This is a genomic window from Rhodoplanes roseus (genome assembly GCF_003258865.1).
Taxonomy (GTDB): Bacteria; Pseudomonadota; Alphaproteobacteria; order Rhizobiales; family Xanthobacteraceae; genus Rhodoplanes; species Rhodoplanes roseus.
Map to the genome: position 1 here is coordinate 18313 of NZ_NPEX01000030.1, position 19040 is coordinate 37352.

Here is a 19040-nt window from a genome sequence, read left to right on the forward strand (position 1 = left end):
CGGTTGTAGCGCCGTGCCGTTAAGACATACTTATGACTGGCATCCGCAATGATGCGGACGAACGCCTGGTTCCGGCGACTCCCACGTAGTCGCGCGTTTGGGTCGGGGGCCTTGCGGCGGAATCCGGCGGCATGGTTGGCGAAAGGTTGCGTCGGACGCGCCCCCTTCGCACCGCGGCTCCGCAGTGCAGCGGGAGGGACGGGGCCTGCGCCCCGCCTCCCGCCGAGCGAAGATCAGCCGAACAGCCGCAGCACGGCCTGGTTCGCCTGATTGGCGAGCGAGAGGGCCGTGGTGGAGAGCTGCTGCCGGGTCTGCAGCGCCAGCATGTTGGCGCCTTCCTCGTTGGTGTCGGCCAGCACCAGGTTGTCGGCGCCGATCTGCAGGGTGTTCACCATCTGCTTGGTGAAGTCCTGGCGGACCTGCACGGTCGACAGGTTGGAGCCGAACTTCGACGCCTGGGTGCGCAGCGACGTCAGGGCCGAATTCACCGCGTCGATGATCTGGTCGACCTGGGTGTTGTCCTGGAAGGCCGTGCCGTTCTGCTTGGTGAGGCCGAGATTCGAAGCCGTGTAGGTGACGCCCGTGATGGTCAGCGTGCTGGTGCCGCGCTCGTTGAACGTGATCTTGAGATCGTCGCCGTTGAGCAGGTTGATGCCGTTGTAGGACGCGTCCTTCGACAGGCCGTCGATCTGCGTCAGGATGTCGTTGAAGTCCTTCTGCAGGCTCTCGCGGGTCGAGTTCGGCGTGCCTTCGTGCTTCACCCCGGTCAGGGTCTGGGCGCTGGTGCCGAGGGCCGTCAGCGTGTTGGTGGAGCCGCTGATGGTGAGCTTCGTCTGGCTAGCGCCCTCGGCGATGCCGAGCGTGAACGCAGTCCCGGTGACGCTGGTGCTGACGCCGGACAGGTTGGTGAGCGCCTTGGTGAACTCCGCCAGGGTCGAGACCTGGGTGGGCCCCTTGCCGAACGTGATGGTCTGGGCGGCGCCGCCGTTCGCCGACACCGAGAAGGTGTCGCCGATGGCGCCGCCGGCCGCGATCAGGCGGTCCATCAGGCTGGTCGAGGCGTAGCTGCCCGCCGTCATGTTGAGGGCCGTGGTGGTGAGGCCGGCCGCGATCGAGAAGTCGACGTCGGCGGTCTTCGCCACGATCTTCAGCTTGCCGGCCTCGTTCGAGATGTCGAGATTGGCGCCGAGCGTCGCGTTGGCCTTCAGCTTGGTGATCACCGCGTCGAGATCGTCGGTGCCGGCGAGGCCGACCGTCTGGGTCTGCGGGCCGGTGCCGTCGTTCGGGTCGACCGTGATGGCGATGTTGGTGCCGTTGGCGAGGGTGTTATCGATCTCGCCGAGCGTGAGGTCGCTGTTGAACGTCTTGCTGAGCGAGGCGCCCATGCCGCCGCGGGCGCCGGTGCCGAAATTGTAGTCGGCTTGCGCTGCGTCGAGACCGAGCGCGGCGGCGACGCCGACATCGCTGATTGCGAAGCCGATCGAATTGCCCGTCGCGGCCCCGAGGCCGAGCGAGAAGGTGGTGCCGCTGATCGAGGCGGTCGCGGCGCCGCGGTTCGAATTGATCCAGGAGTTGAGCTCGGTGAGAGTCGACACCTGGCCGCCTGCATGGCCGAAGGTGACGGTCTTGTCCGCCTGGCCGGAAATCTGGAGGATCATGTTCGACGACCCGACCGTACCGCCGTTCGCCACGACCTGGTCGATCAGGCTCGTCGAGTCGTAATTGCCGGCCGTGAGCCCGAGCGCGGTCAATGACGCTGCCGTCGAGCCGCTGCCGCCGGCCGAGACCTTGAAGTCGACGTCGGCCGAGTTCGCCGTGAGCGTCAGGACGTTGCCGACATAAGAGGCGGTCACGCCGTAGGAGCTCAGCGTGGCGCCGCCGCTCTCGGTGGTGCCGTTGATCACCGACAGAAGGCTCGCCTTGTCGGTCATCGTCGCGTCGTCTACGGCCACGTTGAAGTCGACGAAGCCGCCGCCGTCCTTTGCGACGCGGATCTGGACCGTGCCGTTGGCGGCGTTGGAGGCCGGGATGGCGGTCACCACCGCCGCATCGTTGGCGAAGGTGGCGCCGCTCGCGCTCGACGTCGTCTCGGCCAGATTGGTGAACGAGAGATTGACGGCCTTGGGCTGCAGGTCGTTGGCGCCGCCCGCGATAGCCGAGCCGATGATCTCGGTCGGCAGCGATCCGGTGACGTTGAGCGCGTCGTAGGTCGCCGCGGGTGCGGTCGCCGAGCGCGCCTGCTGGGCGATCGACTTGGCCGACTGCGCCAGCTTGGTCAGCGACGTGATGCCGTTGTTGGCGGCCTCGATCGTCTTGATGCCCTGCGCGATGGAGTCGAGCAGCGAGTTGAGGTCGCCGGCCCGGTCGCCGAGCGACTGGGAGGTGAAGAAGTTCGACGGATTGTCGAGCGCCGAATTGACCTTCTTGCCGGTGGCGAGACGGTTCTGGGTGGTCGCCATCAGGTCCGCGGTGTTCTGCAGCGAGAGCAGGTTCTGGCGGACGCCGGCGGACAGCGTGATGTTGGACGACATGGGTGCCTCTCCGTCGAAATTTCGGGTCGGCACGGAGGGCTCGCGACGTCGATTCGCGGCAGCCTCTTGCCGAGCATGGACAGGCTAAGGCCCAGATCGTTAACGCTCTGATAACGACGTTGAAAAATGTGCGCCTGAAATCGGCTTTCTTTACGTATAAGCAATTTTTGCCGGGTTTTTCCTGCCTTGTGCCCTCCGATGCCCCGAATTCCGGAGAAAATTCTCCACATGTGAAAAATTTGACGAAATCGCAGGTGCGATTCCAGGGCCGCTTTATGCGCGCGCGTCACCCCCGCAGCGTCGTCTTGCGACCCGTTTCGTGTGCGCGGGTCGGGACCCGCCTCGTTTGTTAACGACTGTATACCCTGCTTGGCCTCGGCGCCGTCTGGCCTCCGCACGCAAAAAAAACGGCGGGGCCGAAGCCCCGCCGTCCGTGAAAGCCCGTGGGCTTCGGAGACTTAGAACAGCCGCAGGACGGCCTGGTTCGCCTGGTTGGCGAGCGAGAGGGCCGTGGTCGAGAGCTGCTGCCGGGTCTGCAGCGCCAGCATGTTGGCGCCTTCCTCGTTCGAGTCGGCCAGCACCAGGTTGTCGCCACCCGTCTGCAGGGTGTTGACCATGCTCTTGGTGAAGTCCTGACGGGTCTGGACGGTCGTCAGGTTGGAGCCGAACTTCGACGCCTGGGTGCGGAGCGACGTCAGGGCATCGTTGATCGCCGAGATGGTCTCGTCGATCTTCGAGTTGTCCTGGAACGTGGTGCCGTTCTGCTTGTTCAGGCCGAGGTTGGAGGCGTTCAGGGTGACGCCCTTGATGGTCAGCGAGGAGGTGTTCTTCTCGTTGAAGGCCACCTTCAGGTCGTCGCCGTTGAGGAGGTTGATGCCGTTGTAGGAGGCATCCTTCGACAACGAGTCGATCTGGTCGAGGACGTTGTTGAAGTCGGTCTGCAGACTCGAACGGGTGGCGTTCGGGTCACCCTCGTGCTTCACGCCCGACTTGGTCTGGGCGCTGGTGCCGATCGCCGCGAGCGTGTTGGTGGCGCCCGTGATGGTCAGCGAGGTCTGGCTGGTGCCCTGCGCGACGCCGATCGAGAACGCCGAGCCGGTGACGCTGGACGTGACGCCGGACAGGTTCGAGATCGCCTTGGTGAACTCGGCGACGGTGGAGACCTGACCGGTGCCCTTGCCGAACGTGATCGTCTGGGCCGCGCCGCCATTGGCCGACACCGAGATGGAGTCGCCGATGGAGCCGCCGCCGGCAACGACTTGGTCGAGCAGGCTGGTCGAGTTGTAGGAGCCGGCCGTCATGTTGAGGGCCGTCGTGGCGGAACCGGCGGCGATCGAGAAGTCGACGTCGGAGGTCTTGGCGACCATCTTCAGCTTGCCGGCCTCGTTCGAGATGTCGAGGTTGGCGGAGAGGGTGGCATTGCCCTTCAGCTTGTTCACGACCGCCGTCAGGTTGTCGGAACCGGACAGGCCGACCGTCTGGGTCTGCGAGCCGTTGCCGTCGTTGGCGTCGACCGTGATCGAGATGCTGGTACCGTTGGCGAGCGTCTTGTCGACTTCGCCGAGCGTCAGGTCGCTGTTGAACGACTTCGACAGAGCCGACCCCATGCCGCCACGGGCGCCGGTGCCGAAGTTGTAGTTCGCCGTGGTCGCGTCGAGGCCGAGGGCCTTGGTGACGCCGACATCGGTCGCGTTGAAGCCCACCGCATTGCCCGATGCAGCCGACAGGCTCATCGAGAACGTGGTGCCGGAGATCGAGCCGGTGGCGGCGCCGCGGTTCGACTGGACCCAGGTGTTGAGCTCGGCGACGGTCGAGACCTGACCGCCGCTGTTGCCGAACGTGACGGTCTTGTCGGTCTGGCCGGACACGCTCAGCACCAGGCTGGACGTCCCCGCCGAACCGCCGTTCGCCACGATCTGATCGAGCAAGCTCGTCGAGTTGTTGTCGCCGGCCGTGAGTCCAAGAGCCGTCAGCGAAGCGGCCGTCGAGCCGCTGCCACCGGCGGAGACCTTGAAGTCGACGTCGGCCGAGTTGGCCGTCAGGGTCAGCACGTTGCCGACATACGAGGCGGTCACGCCGTAGGACGACAGGGTGGCGCCGCCGCTCTCGGTGGTGCCGTTGATGGTCGACAGCAGGCTCGCCTTGTCGGTCATCGTGGCGTCGTCGACGGCCACGTTGAAGTCGACGAAGTTGCCGCCGTCCTTGGCGACGCGGATCTGCACCGTGCCGTTGGAAGCGTTGCTGGCCGGGATGGCGGTCACCACCGCCGCATCGTTGGCGAAGGTGGCACCGGACGCGGAAGCGGTCGTTTCGGCCAGGTTGGTGAACGAGAGGTTCACGGCCTTGGCCGACAGGTCGTTGGCGCCGCCGGCGATCGTCGAGCCGATGGTCTCGGACGGGAGCGTGCCGGTGACGTTGAGCGCGTCGTAGGTGGCGGCCGGAGCCGTCGCCGAACGGGCCTGCTGGGCGATCGACTTCGCGGACTGCACGAGCTTGGTCAGCGAGGTGATGCCGTTGTTGGCCGCGTCGAGCGTCTTCACCGCCTGGCCGATCGAGTCGAGCAGCGAATTGAGGTCGCCGGCCCGGTCGCTGAGCGACTGAGAGGTGAAGAAGTTCGACGGATTGTCGAGAGCCGAGTTGACCTTCTTGCCGGTGGCGAGACGATTTTGCGTCGTCCCCATCATGTCCGCAGTCGCCTGGAGGGAGAGCAGGTTCTGACGGACGCCGGCCGAGAGGGTGATACCGGAAGCCATGGGAGTTCAACCTTTCTGGTTGTGTGCCGTACTGGCGGTGGTGCTTCGACCATCATGGTCGCCGGCCGTGATCGCACGGCGGGCTGTAAACAACCGTAAAGAAGAGGGGTTAATTCCCGGATAACGCGCGCGGTTTGCGTCGGATCCGGACGCATTGGTTTAGATTAGGTTGTTGTTAAGGAGAGTGGCCCGGATGACTGCGCGGGACCTCGCGAGTGAGGGCCTGCAGGAACGGCGCACGCGCCCTCGAGGCTCCTCCTGAGAGCGTGACTCGAAGGAAGCGCAGTGGATGGCTCACGCGGGGTGTGTTGTTCGACGATGCCGGCGGGAAGCCGAGATGGTCCGCGCGAAAGCGGCGGCGGTCAGACCTGCATGTCGGCGTGGGTCAACACGTCGGCGGGGCTTTTGCCCTCCTCCAACGCCTTGTTGTAGGCCCGCATCCGCAGGAGCGCCTCGTCCGGAACCTGGCGCAGCACTTGACGCGAGCGGGAGTCGATCACCCGGAAGATCACTTCCCGGGTTTCCGGATTGAGGACCACGACCCGGGTCGTCTGGTCGGCAGTGAGTTGCGCCTGGAACTGCGCCGGCTGGTTCTGGGCGGGCGGATTGCCGTTCTGGGCGAGCTGTGGATCCGTCGACGTGGAACTACCGCCGCCGAGCGCCGAGACCGTCTGGTACTGCGGTAGTACCGTGGGGGCGACCGTCGTCTCCATGCCCACAGGACGCACGTAATCGGCGCTCGGGGCGACGCTCGGTGTCCTTATGGTGAGACTTGCGTCCATGACGTTCTGAGGCCTCGCGTCGACCCACTTGGCCGACCGTGCGTTTCCACCTTCCAAGAACACACTTATAAGTGTTGGGCATTAAGACCTTGTTAGAAAAGATGGTTATCGAGAAATACTTTTGTAGTTAGAATTTTAACGATTGGCCGGGGCCGAACGACCTCGGCCTGGGCCGGCTGCCGATTCGCCGCGCGACGATATTCGGATCGACGGGGACGCGGACCGTGATCCTGACGCGGCGGGCAATTCGGGCCGTGGACGCCAGCCTCACCACAGCGTGCGGTTGGCGCGTTCAGGCCAGGCACGATCGTACTCGTCGCCGCCGACCCGGCCGCTGCTCATCGTGGCGAGGATTTGCCCCGGAGTCGGCAGCGCCGCCGGGTCCGCATGCAGCGCCGGATCCCACAAGGCGGAGCGGACGATCGCTCGGGCACATTGGAAGAACACGGCCTCGACCGCGACGACGATGACGCAGCGCGGCGCCTTTCCGTCGACCGCGAAGGACCCGAGGAGGTCGGCATCGGTGGTGAGGTGGGCGCTGCCGTTGACCCGCAGCGTATTCCCGAAGCCGGGAATCATGAAGAGAAGACCGACGCGGGGGTCGCGGACGATGTTCCGCAGGCTGTCGGCGCGATTGTTGCCGCGCCGGTCGGGCAGCAGCAGCGTGCGCTCGTCCGAGACGCGCACCACCTGGCCCCGGTCCCCACGCGGCGAGCAGTCGAGCCCCTCCGGCCCGGCGGTCGCGAGCACGACGAAGGGCGAGCGCTCGATCAGCACCCGGTATTGCGGCGTGATCCTGTCGATCTCCTTGGCCGTGGAGGTCTCGTCGGGACGGCCATAGAGCGCCTCGAGCTCCGCGAACGACGTGATGGTCGACATGGAGGTCTGCCTCACTCTCTCACCTGGATCCTGCTGCCGCCGTCGCGCGGACCGGTAGCGGCGCGACCGCGAGGACGCGGAACCGCGCTTCGGGCTCGTCCTGACGCAGCAGCACGATGCGGTCGATCGCCAGCGGGACATCGCCGTGATGCTCGGCCACGAGCGCCGCCATGCGTTCGGCCACGGCAAGTCGGCGCTCCTCGGGCAGGGACCCTGTCAATGTCATATGAAAGCGAAAGTCGTCGAAGACGTAGGGATAGCCCCAGCATTCCAAGTTTGCGCGCAGGCGATCACTGGTCAGCGACGCCTGCCGGCGCGCACGGTCTGCGGCGGTGAGTGGGGCGCGGAAGCGGTCCAGCCGCGTGACGCAGTCCGCCGCGAGCCGCTCCAGGGCGGCAACCGGTTCTCGGGGCACGAGCGCGACGAAGCTGCCGATGCAACGGATCACCGGGCGGATGACCGGAATTTCCGGCTGGTCGCGGGAGAGGCGCTGGACGGCATCCCGCAACCCCGCCTCGTCGCAGCCCTGCGCCAGCCGGAAGGGTGCCTTCAGGGTCGCGTGAAAGCCGTAACGGCGGGGCTCGGCGGTCAGATCGGTCCAGTCGGGCGGCAGCCCGGCCGCCGCCGGCGGGGCCACCTCCGTCCCGTCATGGCAGTCATAACCGACGAGGGCGCTGCCGAGGCGGAAGAGCGCCGTGTCGGGCGCAGGAACGAAGTAGATGGCATAGCGCGGTGCCGTCATGTCAGCGCTCCCTCCTGCCGCACCGGACGGCGCCTGCCGATGCGCGTCACCCGGTCGGCTTCGGTGAGATGAACAATTCGGCCCGCCGTGATCGTCGCGATCACGCGGGGCGGGCCCGAGGACGTATCGTCGACCAGCACGAGGTCGGCACGCTGCCCGGGCGCGATCCTGCCCCGGTCGACGAGCCCGACGGCGGCCGCCGCCGAGTCCGACACCAGCGCCCACGCCCGGGCGAGCGGCAGGACGTCGTCGGCCGCGAGCCGGAAGGCGGCGAGCAGCGGGGCCGGATAATAATAATCGGACGCCAGCACCGAGCAGAGGCCGCGGGCGATCATGTCGGCCGCCCGCGTCCAGCCGGTATGGCTGCCGCCGCGGACCACGTTCGGAGCGCCGAACACGATGGCGTCGCCGTCCGCGGCCGCCGCCTCCGCGGTCTCCACCGTGGTCGGAAACTCGGCGACGCGGCAGCCGAGCGCACGATACCGAAGCCGTTGCTCCGGACTGGTGTCGTCGTGCGACAGCATCGGCACGCCGTGCGCGCGCGCCGCGGTCGCGATCCGCCCGATCGAGTCGGCGACCTCGCCGCGGCGGGCGCGAACCCGGTCGGCGATCTCGAGAAATGCGCTCTTAGAGACGCCGGAGCGCTCGACCATTCGGGCCAGGCTGCTGGTCCGGCCCATCGCCTCGACCGTCATGGTCATGTGGTCGTTGAAGGCCAGCACGTCGATGCGGCGGGCGGCGAGCCACCTCAGGATGGTCGCCTCCGCGTCCAGATTGAAGATCTCGTGGCGGAGATGAACGCGTGTGTCGGCCGCACAGGCCGGCCGCAGCCGTTCGATGGCGTCGAGGAGGTGGCGCGCGTTGTCCGGTCCGCGCAGGCCGGGCTCCCACGACCATGTGACGCCGTGAAAGACCGTGGTGATGCCGTTGGCGACGGCTTGGCGGTCGCTCTCCAGCAGCGCGATGTCGATCGGGAAATCAACGCCCGGGCGAGGCATGATCTGGCGTTCGAAGGCATCGCCGTGGATGTCGACGATCCCGGGTAGAACCAGCAGCCCGCCGGCATCGAGCACGCAGGCTTCTGCTCCGCCCGGCGACGTGACCGATCCGGCTGCATCGGCCGCGATCGACAGCGCCACGAGCTCGCCATCGACGAGACAGCGCCCGCCTTCGATGCGCAGATCTCCGGCAGACGTGCGGTCGAGCATCATGGTGTTACTGTCCGATTCATGGGGGGTGAGCGGTGCCTGCAGTCTCTGCCGCAGCCTCGTGCTTGTCCAGGAACGCGGCGATGTCGAGCGTGCGGAAGTCCGGCAGGGCGGCACGAAGCCGTGCGTGGTTCCAGTCCCACCAGCCGAGTCGACGAAGCCGTTCGGCGATGTCCTGCGGAAACCGGCGGCGGATCACGCGGGCCGGGTTGCCGCCGACGATCGTGTAATCGGGCACGTCGTGCGTGACCACTGCTCCGGCGGCCACCACGGCGCCCGTCCCGACGCTCCGGCCCGCCAGCACGATGGCGCCGTGACCGATCCAGACGTCGTGGCCGAGCGTGACGGCATGCGAGCGTCGCCAGGCGAAGAACGCCTCGTCGTCGGCCTCGCCGGCGAAATAGCGGCTCGCCCGATAGGTGAAGTGCGCCTGGCTGGCGCGGCCCATCGGATGATTGCCCGGGTTGATCCGCGTCATCGCCGCGATCGAGCAGAACTTTCCGATCGTCGCATAGGCGATGTCGCTGTCGTTCACGACGTAGGAATAGTCGCCCAGCACCACCTCGAGAAGCCTGGTCCGGGCGCCGACCTCGGTGAAGGCGCCGAGGCAGCTGTCGTGCACCGAAGCGGTCGGGTCCACGCGCGGCTCTGTCGACAGCATCGCGGCCATTGCCTGCACCCTCCTGATCAGCCGGCTCTCGCTCACATCCTTGCGTGACGAGACGATGTCGCGACGATGACGGTCCGCCCGGTGAACAAACAAATCGGTGAACGACCGTCATATGATTGTCGGCCGCTCCGGCTAGGGATTGGGGCCGAAAGGATGCCCCCATGCTGGTCGTTGAAGGCCTGACGCGTCGGTTCGGTACCCTGAAGGCGGTGTCCGATGCCTCGTTCGTGATCGAGCCCGGCGCTTTCGTCGGTGTCATCGGCCCGTCCGGCGCCGGGAAGTCGACGCTGTTGCGGATGATCAATCGCCTGGTCGATCCGAGCGAGGGCGTCATCCGGTTCGGGAACGAGAACGTGACGGCGCTCACCGGCCGTGATCTGCGGCGCTGGCGGCGCCGTGCCGCGATGATCTTCCAGCAGTTCAATCTGGTCGGCCGCCTGGACGTTCTCACCAACGTCCTGATGGGGCGGGTCGCCACCGTGCCGGCCTGGCGATCGTTGACCGGCCTTTGGCCCGAGGACGACAAGGTCGTGGCTCTCTCGGCGCTCGAGCAGTTCGATATCGGTTCGCTCGCCGCAAAAAGGGCCGAGCATCTCTCGGGCGGTCAGCAGCAGCGTGTCGCGATCGCACGGGCAATGGTTCAGGAGCCGGAGCTGATCCTCGCCGACGAGCCGATCGCCTCCCTCGATCCGCGCAACACGCGTGTCGTCATGGACGCACTGCTGCGCATCAACAGGCATTTCGGCATCACGGTTCTGTGCAATCTCCATTCCCTCGAGATCGCCCGCAGCTACTGCGATCGGCTGATCGGCATGGCGGCCGGCCGGGTGGTGTTCGACGGGGCACCCGTGCAGCTCACCGACGCGCTGGCCCGCGACATCTACGGCCTGGACTCCGAGCAGGTGCTCGACGGTTCCGCGCGAGCGCCGGAGCCGCGCGTGCGAGCCGGCGCGTTCGGCGAGGCCGCCGTCGCCTGACCGGTTCACTTGCCGCGCCTTCGCGGTGCCACTCGTTGGATGAGACGTCTTCAGCAGGAGAGACATCGATGCTCGACCGCCGTACCCTCGTCGCCGGCGCGATGACGCTGGCCGCTTTCGGGACCTGCGCGCAGGCGCAGGACTACAAGGCGAGCTATCCGGAACTCGTCTTCGCCAAGGTGCCGGACGAGAACGCGTCCGGCACGACGGACCGCTGGACTCCCTTCGTCGATTACCTGTCCAGGCAGCTCGGCGTGAAGGTGACGCTGCGCATCGCCAACGACTATGCGGCCGTGGTCGAAGGGCAGCGCGCCGGCAACATCCACATCGCCATGTACGGCCCTGCCTCATACGCCCGCGCCTACGTCACCGGGGCGAAGATCGAGCCTTTCGCCATCGAGGTGAGCGGTGACGGCACCAAGGGTTACTACTCGGTGCTCTACGTGAAGGCCGACACGCCCTACAAGGACCTCAAGGACCTCGCCGGCAAGAACCTCTGCCTCGTCGACCCGAACTCGACGTCCGGCAACAACGTGCCGCGTTACGCCATGAACAAGATGGGCATCGACCCGGAGACGTTCTTTTCCAAGATCGTCTACGCCGGCAGCCACGAGAACGCGGTGATCGGCGTGCAGCAGGGCACCTGCGACGCGGCGTTCAATTGGTGGAACGACGAGAAGGAGTCGAACCTCCTGCGGATGGCCCGCAAGAACATGGCGAAGGCCGAGGATTTCCGCATCATCTTCAAGTCGGACCTGATCGTGAACTCGCCGATGGCCTATCTCACGACGCTGCCCGAAAGCCTGAAGGCGGCGCTCCGCAATGCCGTGTTGAACGTCGCGACCAACGACCCGGCGGCGTTCAATGCGATCTATGAAGGCAAGCAACTGCCCTTCGTCGCGGTGACGCACAAGGAGTACGAGCCGGTCGTGGAGCTGATCAAGTTCGTCGACGAGCTGCGCAAGAAGAAGCGCGCGTCCTGACGCACTGGCTGCAGGGCAGGGGCGGCATCGCCACCCCGCCCGATGCCGGGACCAGCGCATGACTGCGAACGCCCTGAGATTGCCGCCCGAGCAGGCTGCGCACCTGCTCGGGCATTATCGTGCCGGCGTCGCGGCGAAACGGCGGCGGCTCGTGCTCGGAATGGTGGTGCTCGCTATCGCCGTCGTGCTGGCCGGCATCGGCGGCGAGGTCGACATCCCGAAATTCCTCGCGAACAGCCATCGCTTGCCGGCCTACGTCTGGAACCTCGCGCCGCCGCTCTCCTGGGCGAACCTCGGCAACGACATCGCCGAGTGGTTCTGGAACTTCGACGGCTGGCTCCTGCTGCTCGGCGACACGCTGCTGATCGCCTATCTGGGCACGCTGCTCGGCGTCGGCGGTGCATTCGTGTTGTGCTTCGCCGCCAGCGCCAATCTGGAGCGTCGCCCTTGGATCCGATTCGTGGCGCGGCGACTTCTGGAGTTCTGCCGGACCGTCCCGGAGCTCGTCTTCGCGCTCCTGTTCGTGATGGCCTTCGGACTGGGAGCGCTCCCGGGCTTCCTGGCGCTCGCCATCCACACGATGGGCGCGCTCGGGAAGCTGTTTGCCGAGGTGGTGGAGAACATCGACATGAAGCCGGTCGAAGGCACGATCGCGGCCGGCGCAGGGCGCCTCGTCAGCATTCGCTTCGCGGTGCTGCCGCAGGTCCTTTCGAACTTCGCCTCCTATGCGTTGCTGCGCTTCGAGATCAACGTCCGCAGCGCGGCCGTGATGGGCTTCGTCGGAGCCGGCGGCATCGGGAGCGACCTGATGGTGGCGATTCGCAAGTTCTACTACACCGACGTGTCCGCGATGCTGATCATGATCATCGCGACCGTCATGGTGATCGACCTCCTCACCGAGCAACTCCGCCATCGTCTCATCGGGCTGGGGGACCGGACGTGACGGGGCCGCGGTGGACGACCGGCGTCGAGGCCGCGGCGATTCGGGCGCGGTATCCCGCCGCGTTCGAGGGGACACGGGAGCGGATTGCTGCTGCGGCGATCGTCGCCACCATGCTGGCGCTCGCGGGCCTTGCGGTGTGGCGGCTCGACGTCTCGTTTGCGCGGCTCGGGACCGGGCTCGTTCAGATCGCCGCCATCGTGGGTGGGATGTTTCCGCCGACCCCCGGCACCCATCTGGCGGTGTTCATGCATGCGCTCGGCGAGACCCTGGCGATCGCGTTCCTGGGCACGCTGACCGGCGCCCTGATCGCGCTTCCGCTCGGCTTGCTGGCCGCCAAGACCATTGTTCCGAACGTCTTCGCGCATTTTGCGGTGCGCCGCGTGCTCGATACGATCCGCGGCGTCGACGTGCTGATCTGGGCGCTGATCTTCATCAACGTGGTCGGTCTCGGGCCCTTCGCCGGCATCTTGGCGATCGCGGCCTCGGACACGGGCTCGTTCGGCAAGCTGTTCTCCGAGGCGATCGAGAATGCCGACCGCAAGCCCGTCGACGGCGTGCTCTCCACCGGGGGCAGTGCGCTGCATGCGATCCGTTGGGGTCTGGTGCCCCAGGTCGTCCCGGTGATCGCCAGCCAGATCCTCTACTACTTCGAATCCAACACCCGGTCCGCCACCATCATCGGAATCGTCGGCGCCGGTGGCATCGGCCTGCATCTGGCCGAGCAGATCCGCGTGCTGGAATGGGGGCAGGTCGCCTTCCTGGTGCTGCTGATCCTGGTGACGGTCGCGATCATCGACCTCGTGTCGAGCCGGCTGCGGTTCGCCATCATCGGCCGCAGCACGGTCGAGGTCGGGTAGGTCTGCCGGACCGGTCCGGCTCAGCTCTCGAACACCAGCTCGATCCGCTCTGCTGCGAAGCGCGAGCGGGTGGCGAGCAACGGCGTGCCGTCGACCGCGGCATCGACGCTGTCGACCAGTAAGATCGGACTGCCGGGGCGCAGATCCAGCCGTGCCGCGTCGGCGATGTCGGCGAGCGCCGCGGTGACGCGGGTGCTGACGCGGCGGTAGTCCGAGATGCCGTAATGCGCCAGCATGCGGGTCGTCGAGCGCTGCGCCGCGTAGATTTCGGCCGCGTCCGGAAAACGACCCGCCGGCAGCCAGGTGGTCGCCACGCAGACCGGTACCCGATCGGCGTGACGCATGAGCTCGAGCCGGACGGCGAGGGATTTGCGCGGCAGAGCGAGACGCTGCGCGATCTCCGGCGGAACCGGCTCTTCGGCACTGGCGATCAGGCGACCGCCGGCCTGCCGGCCGCTGGCGCCCACATTTTCGGAGAATCGCGTGCGGGTCCCGATCGGATAGGCGAGGCGGGGCGCTTCCACATAGGTGCCGCTGCCACGCGCGGCGCGCACCAGGCCGCGCTCGCTCAGCGCCGCCAGGGCCCGCCGCACCGTGTGGCGATTCACGCGATAGAGCGCCGCGATCTCCTTCTCGGCCGGCAGCCTTGCACCGGTCTCGAAGGTCCCGCGGGCGATCGCCTGGGCGAGCTGATCGGCGACCTGACGCCACAGGGCGACGCCGGCGTCCTGGCTCCGCTCGGCCCCGGCAGGTTCGAGGATTTTGGACCCGGACATCATTTCGTCACTGTGTCGTCAAAACCGGCCGCTACAAAGTTGTCTAGTAACACGGACAACTTTCCGATGCCAGACCGAGATGCCCGCCCGATCTCCGAGCCCCGGCCGTCCGTCGCCGGGTCCGCCCCGATCGTCGCGCGGCGGCGCGCCGCGATGACCGTGCTGGTCGATGCGAGCGCGCCCGACATCGCGGCGCGTCTCGGCGCGTTGTCCGTTCCGCCGCACGAGACGGTGAGGCCTCCCGAGGTCGGCCTGGTGATGGTGCAGGGCCGCATCGGCGGGGACGGGGCGCCGTTCAATGTCGGCGAGGCGACCGTGACGCGCGCCGCGGTGCGGCTGGCGAGCGGCGAGATGGGGGTCTCCTGCGTGCTCGGCCGCGATCCGGAGAAAGCGCGGCTTGTCGCGTTGTGCGATGCGATGATGCAGGCCGATCTCGCTCCTGCCGTCGAGCAAGAGGTGGTCGCGCCGCTTCGGGCCAATCTCCTCGAAGCGCAGATGCTGTGCGAATCCCGCACAGCGGCGACGCGGGTCGACTTCTTCACGCTGGTGCGCGGGGAGGACTGAATGGCCACGCTCTCTCCTGGCTTCGCCGATCCCGTGCTCGCCGCCCAGGCGACGTTCCGCGGCGTCATGGATGCAGTCGCCCGGCCCTGCACCGTCGTCCCGTTGATCGACACGCCCGCGGCTCCGCCGCCGCTCTGCGCGGCCGCCGCCGCGATCGCGCTGACACTGTTCGATCACGATGCGCCCGTGTGGCTCGATCCACCTTTGGCGCAGGTGTCCGACGTGGCCGCCTGGATTCGCTTCCACACCGGCGCGCCGATCGTGACGGAGCCGGCCGTCGCTGCCTTTGCCCTCGTCTCCGACCCGGCCGGACTGCGCCCGTTCCGGGATTTTGCGGCAGGCACGCTGGAAAATCCCGACACCTCGGCGACCTTGATCCTCCAGGTGACGACGCTCGAAGACGGTCCTGCGCTGGATTTCATCGGGCCCGGTGTCGCGGGGCGCGCCACGCTTCGGGCGGCTCCACTGCCGAACGGCTTCGCGGAGCAGATCATCGCCAACCGGGCGCTTTTCCCGCGCGGCGTCGATCTTCTCTTCGCCACGCGGGGGTCCGTCGCGGCGTTGCCGCGCTCGGCCACGCTCGTCGGAGAGGTGTAACATGTATGTCGCGGTGAAAGGCGGCGAGCGAGCCATCGAGAATGCGCATCGGCTTCTCGCGCATGAACGGCGTGGCGATCGCAGCGTGCCCGAGGTGACGACGGATCAGATCGCCGAGCAGCTCACCCTCGCGGTCGATCGGGTGATGACCGAGGGATCGCTCTACGACAGGGAGCTCGCGGCGCTTGCGATCAAGCAGGCACGCGGCGATCTGATCGAGGCGATCTTTCTGCTGCGCGCGTTCCGGGCGACGTTGCCGCGCTTCGGATCGACACGGCCGCTCGACACCGGCGCCATGCGGATCCGTCGCCGCATTTCGGCGGCGTTCAAGGATCTGCCCGGCGGCCAGGTGCTCGGGCCGACCTTCGACTACACGCACCGGTTGCTCGAGCCGCCGGTCTCCGACCCGCCTATGCCGGCGACGGCACCTGCGCCGTCCGAGCCGACGCCGCGCGTCTCCGATCTGCTCGCCGCCGACGGCCTGATCGAGACGACGGCGTTTCCGGCGAGTCCGGACGGGGCCGAGCAGCCGCCCGGCGACCTCACCCGCGAGGCGCTGTCCTTCCCGGCGGACCGCGACCTGCGTCTCCAGAACCTCGCCCGTGGTGACGAGGGGTTCCTGCTCGCGCTCGCCTATTCGACCCAGCGCGGCTTCGGGCGCACCCATCCGTTCGCAGGCGAGATCCGGCTCGGCGACGTCGCGCTGGAGATGTGGTCCGAGGACGCCGGCTTTGCCCTGCCGATCGGCCGCGTCACCGTCACCGAGTGCCAGTCGATCAATCAGTTCAAGGGCTCCGCTACGGAGCCGCCGCGCTTCACCCGCGGCTACGGGCTCGTGTTCGGCCATTGCGAGCGCAAGGCGATGAGCATGTCGCTGGTCGACCGTTCGTTGCGGGCGCGCGAGCTCGACGAGGAGGTCAAGGCGCCGGCCCAGGACGAGGAGTTCGTGCTGTCGCATTCCGACAACGTGCAGGCGACTGGCTTCGTCGAGCACCTGAAGCTGCCGCATTACGTCGACTTCCAGGCCGAGCTCGGTCTGGTGCGCCGCATGCGCGAGGAGCATGCACGTCGCGCCGCGAGCTCCGGGACGGCGAACGTGGTCGACGACACGCGCGAGGCCGCGGAATGACCGTCACGTACAATTTCGCGTATCTGGACGAGCAGACCAAAAGGATGATCCGCCGCGCCATCCTGAAGGCGATCGCGATCCCCGGCTATCAGGTGCCCTTTGCCAGCCGCGAGATGCCGATGCCTTACGGCTGGGGAACGGGCGGCGTGCAGGTGACGGCGGCGATCCTCGGGCCGACCGACGTGCTGAAAGTCATCGACCAGGGATCCGACGACACCACCAACGCGGTGTCGATCCGAAAGTTCTTCGGCAGGACCGCCGGCGTGCGCACCACCACCCGCACGGCCGAGGCGACCGTGATCCAGACCCGGCACCGCATTCCGGAGACACCGCTCCGCGAGAACCAGGTGATCGTCTTCCAGGTGCCGATCCCGGAGCCGCTCCGCTTCCTGGAACCGCGCGAGACCGGGACCCGGCGCATGCACGCGCTGCAGGAGTACGGGCTCGTGCACGTGAAGCTCTACGAGGATATCGCGCGCCACGGCCACATCGCCACGACCTACGCCTATCCGGTGAAGGTCGACGGCCGCTACGTGATGGATCCGTCGCCGATCCCGAAGTTCGACAATCCCAAGATGAGCGACTCTCCGGCGCTTCAGCTCTTCGGGGCGGGTCGCGAGAAGCGCATCTACGCCATCCCGCCCTACACGCGCGTCGCCTCGCTCGATTTCGACGATCACCCGTTCGAGCGTTGGCGGCACCATTGTCGTTGTGCCCTGTGCGGCGCCGAGGAGAGCTTTCTCGACGAGGTCATCACCGACGACCACGGTAGCCGCATGTTCGTCTGCTCCGATTCGGACTTCTGCGAGAGTCGACGCGGCGAGGCGACGACCTCTCCGGAGGCCGTGTCGCTCGCGTCGGACACCGAGACGCATCATGGCTGATGCCGACTCGCTCACGATCCGGCCCGCCGGGGAATCCGATGTTCCGGCCGTCCTGTCGCTTTATGCGCAGCCCGCATTCGACCGCGGCGACGTCCTCACGCCGGCGGAGGCGACCGCGATTTTCCAGCGCTTCAGAGCTTATCCCGATTACACGCTCTATGTGGCGGAGCAGGGCGACATCGCCGTCGGGAGCTTCGCGCTCCTCGTCATGGATAATATCGGCCACCGCGGCACGCCGTCGGCGATCGTCGAGGATGTCGTCGTCGCACCGGGTCACCAGGGCCGGGGAGTGGGGGCCTCGATGATGCGCTTCGCGCTCGCGCGAGCGCGTGAAAAGGGCTGCTACAAGCTCGCGTTGTCGTCGAATGCCCGCCGCGAGGCCGCGCACGCGTTCTACGAGGGCCTCGGCTTCGAGCGGCACGGCTACAGCTTTCGCGTCGACCTCTCGGAGCACGCCGAATGAACGCGCCGGAAGCGCCGCTGTTGACCGCGGACGGGCTGACCAAATGGTACGGTCGGCAACTCGGCTGCCGCGACGTGTCGTTCGAGATCCACCAGGGCGAGGTCCTGGCCGTCGTCGGTGAATCCGGCTCCGGGAAGTCGACGCTGCTGCGGCTGCTCTCCGGGCTGATGCCGCTCGATGCCGGCCGCGTATGCTACCGCCTGCGCGATGGCGTCACGCGCGACATCGCTGCGCTCACCGAGGCGGAGCGGCGTTTCCTGTTCCGCACGGACTGGGGCTACGTGCATCAGGATCCGGCCGCCGGCCTGCGCATGGCGGTCTCGGCCGGCGGCAATGTCGGCGAGCGACTGATGGCGGTCGGCGCGAGGCACTACGGCCGAATCCGGGGCTCCGCCATGGATTGGCTTACCCGGGTCGAGATCGATCCGGAGCGGATCGACGAGACGCCGAAGAGCTATTCGGGCGGGATGCGCCAGCGCTTGCAGATCGCCCGCAACCTCGTCACCGAGCCGCGTCTGGTGTTCATGGACGAGCCGACCGGCGGGCTCGACGTCTCGGTGCAGGCGCGACTCCTAGATCTCCTCCGGGGCCTGGTATCGGACCTCGGCCTCGCCGCCATCGTCGTCACGCACGATCTCGCGGTGGCCCGGCTTCTGTCACAGCGCATGCTGGTGATGAAGGGCGGCAGCGTGATCGAGAGCGGGCTCACCGATCGGGTGCTCGACGATCCGCGCGAGGCGTACACGCAGCTTCTCGTCTCTTCCATCCTGCCGCCCTGAGGATCCCATGCCCGCGCTGGCGCTCTGCGGAGCCGAGAAGACGTTCACGATGCATCTGCGCGGCGGGCTGCGACTGCCCGTGGTGCGGGGAGTGGACTTCACGGTCGAACCCGGGGAATGCGTCGTCCTGTCCGGCCCGTCGGGGGCGGGGAAATCGTCGATCCTGAAGATGATCTGGGGCACCTACCGGTGCGACCGGGGAGCCATTCTGGTGCGCGACGGGGACGGGACCACGGACGTCGCGACCGCCTCGCCGCGCGAAATCCTGGACCTCCGCCGCCGCGTGATCGCGAGCGTCAGCCAGTTCCTGCGGGTCGTGCCGCGGGTTCCGGCGCTCGATGTGGTGGTCGAGCCGCTCGGGCCCGCGGCGAGCGACGCCGGGCGTGCGGCGGCGCAGGACATGCTACGTCGCCTCGCTCTGCCGGAGCGCCTGTGGGGCCTGCCGCCGGCGACCTTTTCGGGTGGCGAGCAGCAGCGCATCAATATCGCCCGCGGATTTCTGCCGGAGCGACCGATCCTGCTG

At 67.4% G+C, this 19040-nt stretch carries 19 protein-coding genes; 11 read left to right on the forward strand and 8 right to left on the reverse strand.

The window, feature by feature from the left end; all coding sequences use genetic code 11:
• Positions 1-233: 233 nt before the first annotated feature.
• The 7 genes from CH341_RS06745 to CH341_RS06775 form a co-directional block, all read right to left on the reverse strand.
• Positions 234-2531 carry a flagellin N-terminal helical domain-containing protein gene (locus tag CH341_RS06745; protein ID WP_111418268.1) on the reverse strand — a complete coding sequence of 766 codons (2298 nt, stop codon included), beginning with the start codon at positions 2529-2531 and terminating at the stop codon, positions 234-236.
• A 458-nt stretch (positions 2532-2989) separates the two neighbouring features.
• Entirely contained in the window at positions 2990-5284 is a 2295-nt protein-coding gene (locus CH341_RS06750) for a flagellin N-terminal helical domain-containing protein (RefSeq protein ID WP_111418269.1), read from the reverse strand.
• A 362-nt stretch (positions 5285-5646) separates the two neighbouring features.
• Positions 5647-6012: a flagellar protein FlaG gene (locus tag CH341_RS06755; RefSeq protein WP_146604400.1), complete on the reverse strand. Its 366-nt coding sequence runs from the start codon at positions 6010-6012 to the stop codon at positions 5647-5649.
• A gap of 321 nt (positions 6013-6333) precedes the next feature.
• On the reverse strand, positions 6334-6945 hold the full coding sequence (locus tag CH341_RS06760) for a pyridoxamine 5'-phosphate oxidase family protein (RefSeq protein WP_111418271.1): 612 nt from the start codon (positions 6943-6945) through the stop codon (positions 6334-6336).
• A 19-nt stretch (positions 6946-6964) separates the two neighbouring features.
• Positions 6965-7687, reverse strand: coding sequence for a DUF1045 domain-containing protein (locus CH341_RS06765; protein ID WP_111418272.1), 723 nt, complete (start codon positions 7685-7687; stop codon positions 6965-6967).
• Positions 7684-8898, reverse strand: a complete 1215-nt coding sequence (locus tag CH341_RS06770; RefSeq protein ID WP_245430916.1) for an alpha-D-ribose 1-methylphosphonate 5-triphosphate diphosphatase — start codon at positions 8896-8898, stop codon at positions 7684-7686. The genes CH341_RS06765 and CH341_RS06770 overlap by 4 nt, the downstream gene beginning before the upstream one ends.
• A gap of 16 nt (positions 8899-8914) precedes the next feature.
• Positions 8915-9565, reverse strand: coding sequence for an LbetaH domain-containing protein (locus CH341_RS06775; RefSeq protein ID WP_111418273.1), 651 nt, complete (start codon positions 9563-9565; stop codon positions 8915-8917).
• Positions 9566-9726: 161 nt separating this feature from the next.
• Here CH341_RS06775 and phnC point away from each other — a divergent pair, with 161 nt between their 5' ends.
• From phnC to phnE (CH341_RS06795), 4 genes are all read left to right on the forward strand, one after another.
• Positions 9727-10542, forward strand: a complete 816-nt coding sequence (phnC, locus tag CH341_RS06780) for a phosphonate ABC transporter ATP-binding protein (RefSeq protein ID WP_111418274.1) — start codon at positions 9727-9729, stop codon at positions 10540-10542.
• Positions 10543-10610: 68 nt separating this feature from the next.
• Positions 10611-11525, forward strand: a complete 915-nt coding sequence (phnD, locus tag CH341_RS06785; protein ID WP_111418275.1) for a phosphonate ABC transporter substrate-binding protein — start codon at positions 10611-10613, stop codon at positions 11523-11525.
• 58 nt (positions 11526-11583) lie between these two features.
• Entirely contained in the window at positions 11584-12468 is an 885-nt protein-coding gene (phnE, locus tag CH341_RS06790) for a phosphonate ABC transporter, permease protein PhnE (protein WP_111418276.1), read from the forward strand.
• The gene (phnE, locus tag CH341_RS06795; RefSeq protein WP_111418277.1) at positions 12465-13325 is read left to right on the forward strand and encodes a phosphonate ABC transporter, permease protein PhnE; all 861 of its coding nucleotides are present in this window, start codon (positions 12465-12467) and stop codon (positions 13323-13325) included. The genes phnE (CH341_RS06790) and phnE (CH341_RS06795) overlap by 4 nt, the downstream gene beginning before the upstream one ends.
• Positions 13326-13345: 20 nt before the next feature.
• Here phnE (CH341_RS06795) and phnF read toward each other — a convergent pair whose 3' ends face one another.
• Positions 13346-14104 (reverse strand): phosphonate metabolism transcriptional regulator PhnF, encoded by a 759-nt coding sequence (gene phnF, locus CH341_RS06800; protein WP_245430917.1) that lies wholly within the window; start codon positions 14102-14104, stop codon positions 13346-13348.
• Positions 14105-14167: 63 nt separating this feature from the next.
• Between phnF and phnG the strand changes: the two genes are divergently transcribed.
• The 7 genes from phnG to CH341_RS06835 form a co-directional block, all read left to right on the forward strand.
• Complete coding sequence (gene phnG, locus CH341_RS06805) at positions 14168-14665, forward strand: phosphonate C-P lyase system protein PhnG (protein WP_111418278.1); 498 nt, start codon at positions 14168-14170, stop codon at positions 14663-14665.
• The gene (gene phnH / locus CH341_RS06810) at positions 14666-15262 is read left to right on the forward strand and encodes a phosphonate C-P lyase system protein PhnH (RefSeq protein ID WP_111418279.1); all 597 of its coding nucleotides are present in this window, start codon (positions 14666-14668) and stop codon (positions 15260-15262) included. It begins immediately after the preceding gene.
• A 1-nt stretch (position 15263) separates the two neighbouring features.
• The gene (locus CH341_RS06815) at positions 15264-16391 is read left to right on the forward strand and encodes a carbon-phosphorus lyase complex subunit (protein WP_111418280.1); all 1128 of its coding nucleotides are present in this window, start codon (positions 15264-15266) and stop codon (positions 16389-16391) included.
• On the forward strand, positions 16388-17275 hold the full coding sequence (locus tag CH341_RS06820) for an alpha-D-ribose 1-methylphosphonate 5-phosphate C-P-lyase PhnJ (RefSeq protein WP_111418281.1): 888 nt from the start codon (positions 16388-16390) through the stop codon (positions 17273-17275). The genes CH341_RS06815 and CH341_RS06820 overlap by 4 nt, the downstream gene beginning before the upstream one ends.
• Positions 17268-17738: a GNAT family N-acetyltransferase gene (locus CH341_RS06825; protein WP_111418282.1), complete on the forward strand. Its 471-nt coding sequence runs from the start codon at positions 17268-17270 to the stop codon at positions 17736-17738. The genes CH341_RS06820 and CH341_RS06825 overlap by 8 nt, the downstream gene beginning before the upstream one ends.
• Positions 17735-18517: a phosphonate C-P lyase system protein PhnK gene (phnK, locus tag CH341_RS06830; RefSeq protein ID WP_111418283.1), complete on the forward strand. Its 783-nt coding sequence runs from the start codon at positions 17735-17737 to the stop codon at positions 18515-18517. The genes CH341_RS06825 and phnK overlap by 4 nt, the downstream gene beginning before the upstream one ends.
• A gap of 7 nt (positions 18518-18524) precedes the next feature.
• Positions 18525-19040, forward strand: a 516-nt coding sequence (locus CH341_RS06835) for an ATP-binding cassette domain-containing protein (RefSeq protein ID WP_111418284.1), incomplete at its 3' end; no start/stop codon positions are given.

What these genes read in the sequence shown, in the direction of transcription:
- CH341_RS06745 (WP_111418268.1), bottom strand. Translation starts at nt 2,531, where the DNA reads ATGTCGTCCAACATCACGCTGTCCGCCGGCGTCCGCCAGAACCTGCTC.
- CH341_RS06750 (WP_111418269.1), bottom strand. Translation starts at nt 5,284, where the DNA reads ATGGCTTCCGGTATCACCCTCTCGGCCGGCGTCCGTCAGAACCTGCTC.
- CH341_RS06760 (WP_111418271.1), bottom strand. Translation starts at nt 6,945, where the DNA reads ATGTCGACCATCACGTCGTTCGCGGAGCTCGAGGCGCTCTATGGCCGT.
- CH341_RS06765 (WP_111418272.1), bottom strand. Translation starts at nt 7,687, where the DNA reads ATGACGGCACCGCGCTATGCCATCTACTTCGTTCCTGCGCCCGACACG.
- CH341_RS06770 (WP_245430916.1), bottom strand. Translation starts at nt 8,898, where the DNA reads ATGATGCTCGACCGCACGTCTGCCGGAGATCTGCGCATCGAAGGCGGG.
- CH341_RS06775 (WP_111418273.1), bottom strand. Translation starts at nt 9,565, where the DNA reads ATGGCCGCGATGCTGTCGACAGAGCCGCGCGTGGACCCGACCGCTTCG.
- phnC (WP_111418274.1), top strand. Translation starts at nt 9,727, where the DNA reads ATGCTGGTCGTTGAAGGCCTGACGCGTCGGTTCGGTACCCTGAAGGCG.
- phnD (WP_111418275.1), top strand. Translation starts at nt 10,611, where the DNA reads ATGCTCGACCGCCGTACCCTCGTCGCCGGCGCGATGACGCTGGCCGCT.
- phnE (WP_111418276.1), top strand. Translation starts at nt 11,584, where the DNA reads ATGACTGCGAACGCCCTGAGATTGCCGCCCGAGCAGGCTGCGCACCTG.
- phnF (WP_245430917.1), bottom strand. Translation starts at nt 14,104, where the DNA reads ATGATGTCCGGGTCCAAAATCCTCGAACCTGCCGGGGCCGAGCGGAGC.
- phnG (WP_111418278.1), top strand. Translation starts at nt 14,168, where the DNA reads ATGCCAGACCGAGATGCCCGCCCGATCTCCGAGCCCCGGCCGTCCGTC.
- phnH (WP_111418279.1), top strand. Translation starts at nt 14,666, where the DNA reads ATGGCCACGCTCTCTCCTGGCTTCGCCGATCCCGTGCTCGCCGCCCAG.
- CH341_RS06815 (WP_111418280.1), top strand. Translation starts at nt 15,264, where the DNA reads ATGTATGTCGCGGTGAAAGGCGGCGAGCGAGCCATCGAGAATGCGCAT.
- CH341_RS06820 (WP_111418281.1), top strand. Translation starts at nt 16,388, where the DNA reads ATGACCGTCACGTACAATTTCGCGTATCTGGACGAGCAGACCAAAAGG.
- CH341_RS06825 (WP_111418282.1), top strand. Translation starts at nt 17,268, where the DNA reads ATGGCTGATGCCGACTCGCTCACGATCCGGCCCGCCGGGGAATCCGAT.
- phnK (WP_111418283.1), top strand. Translation starts at nt 17,735, where the DNA reads ATGAACGCGCCGGAAGCGCCGCTGTTGACCGCGGACGGGCTGACCAAA.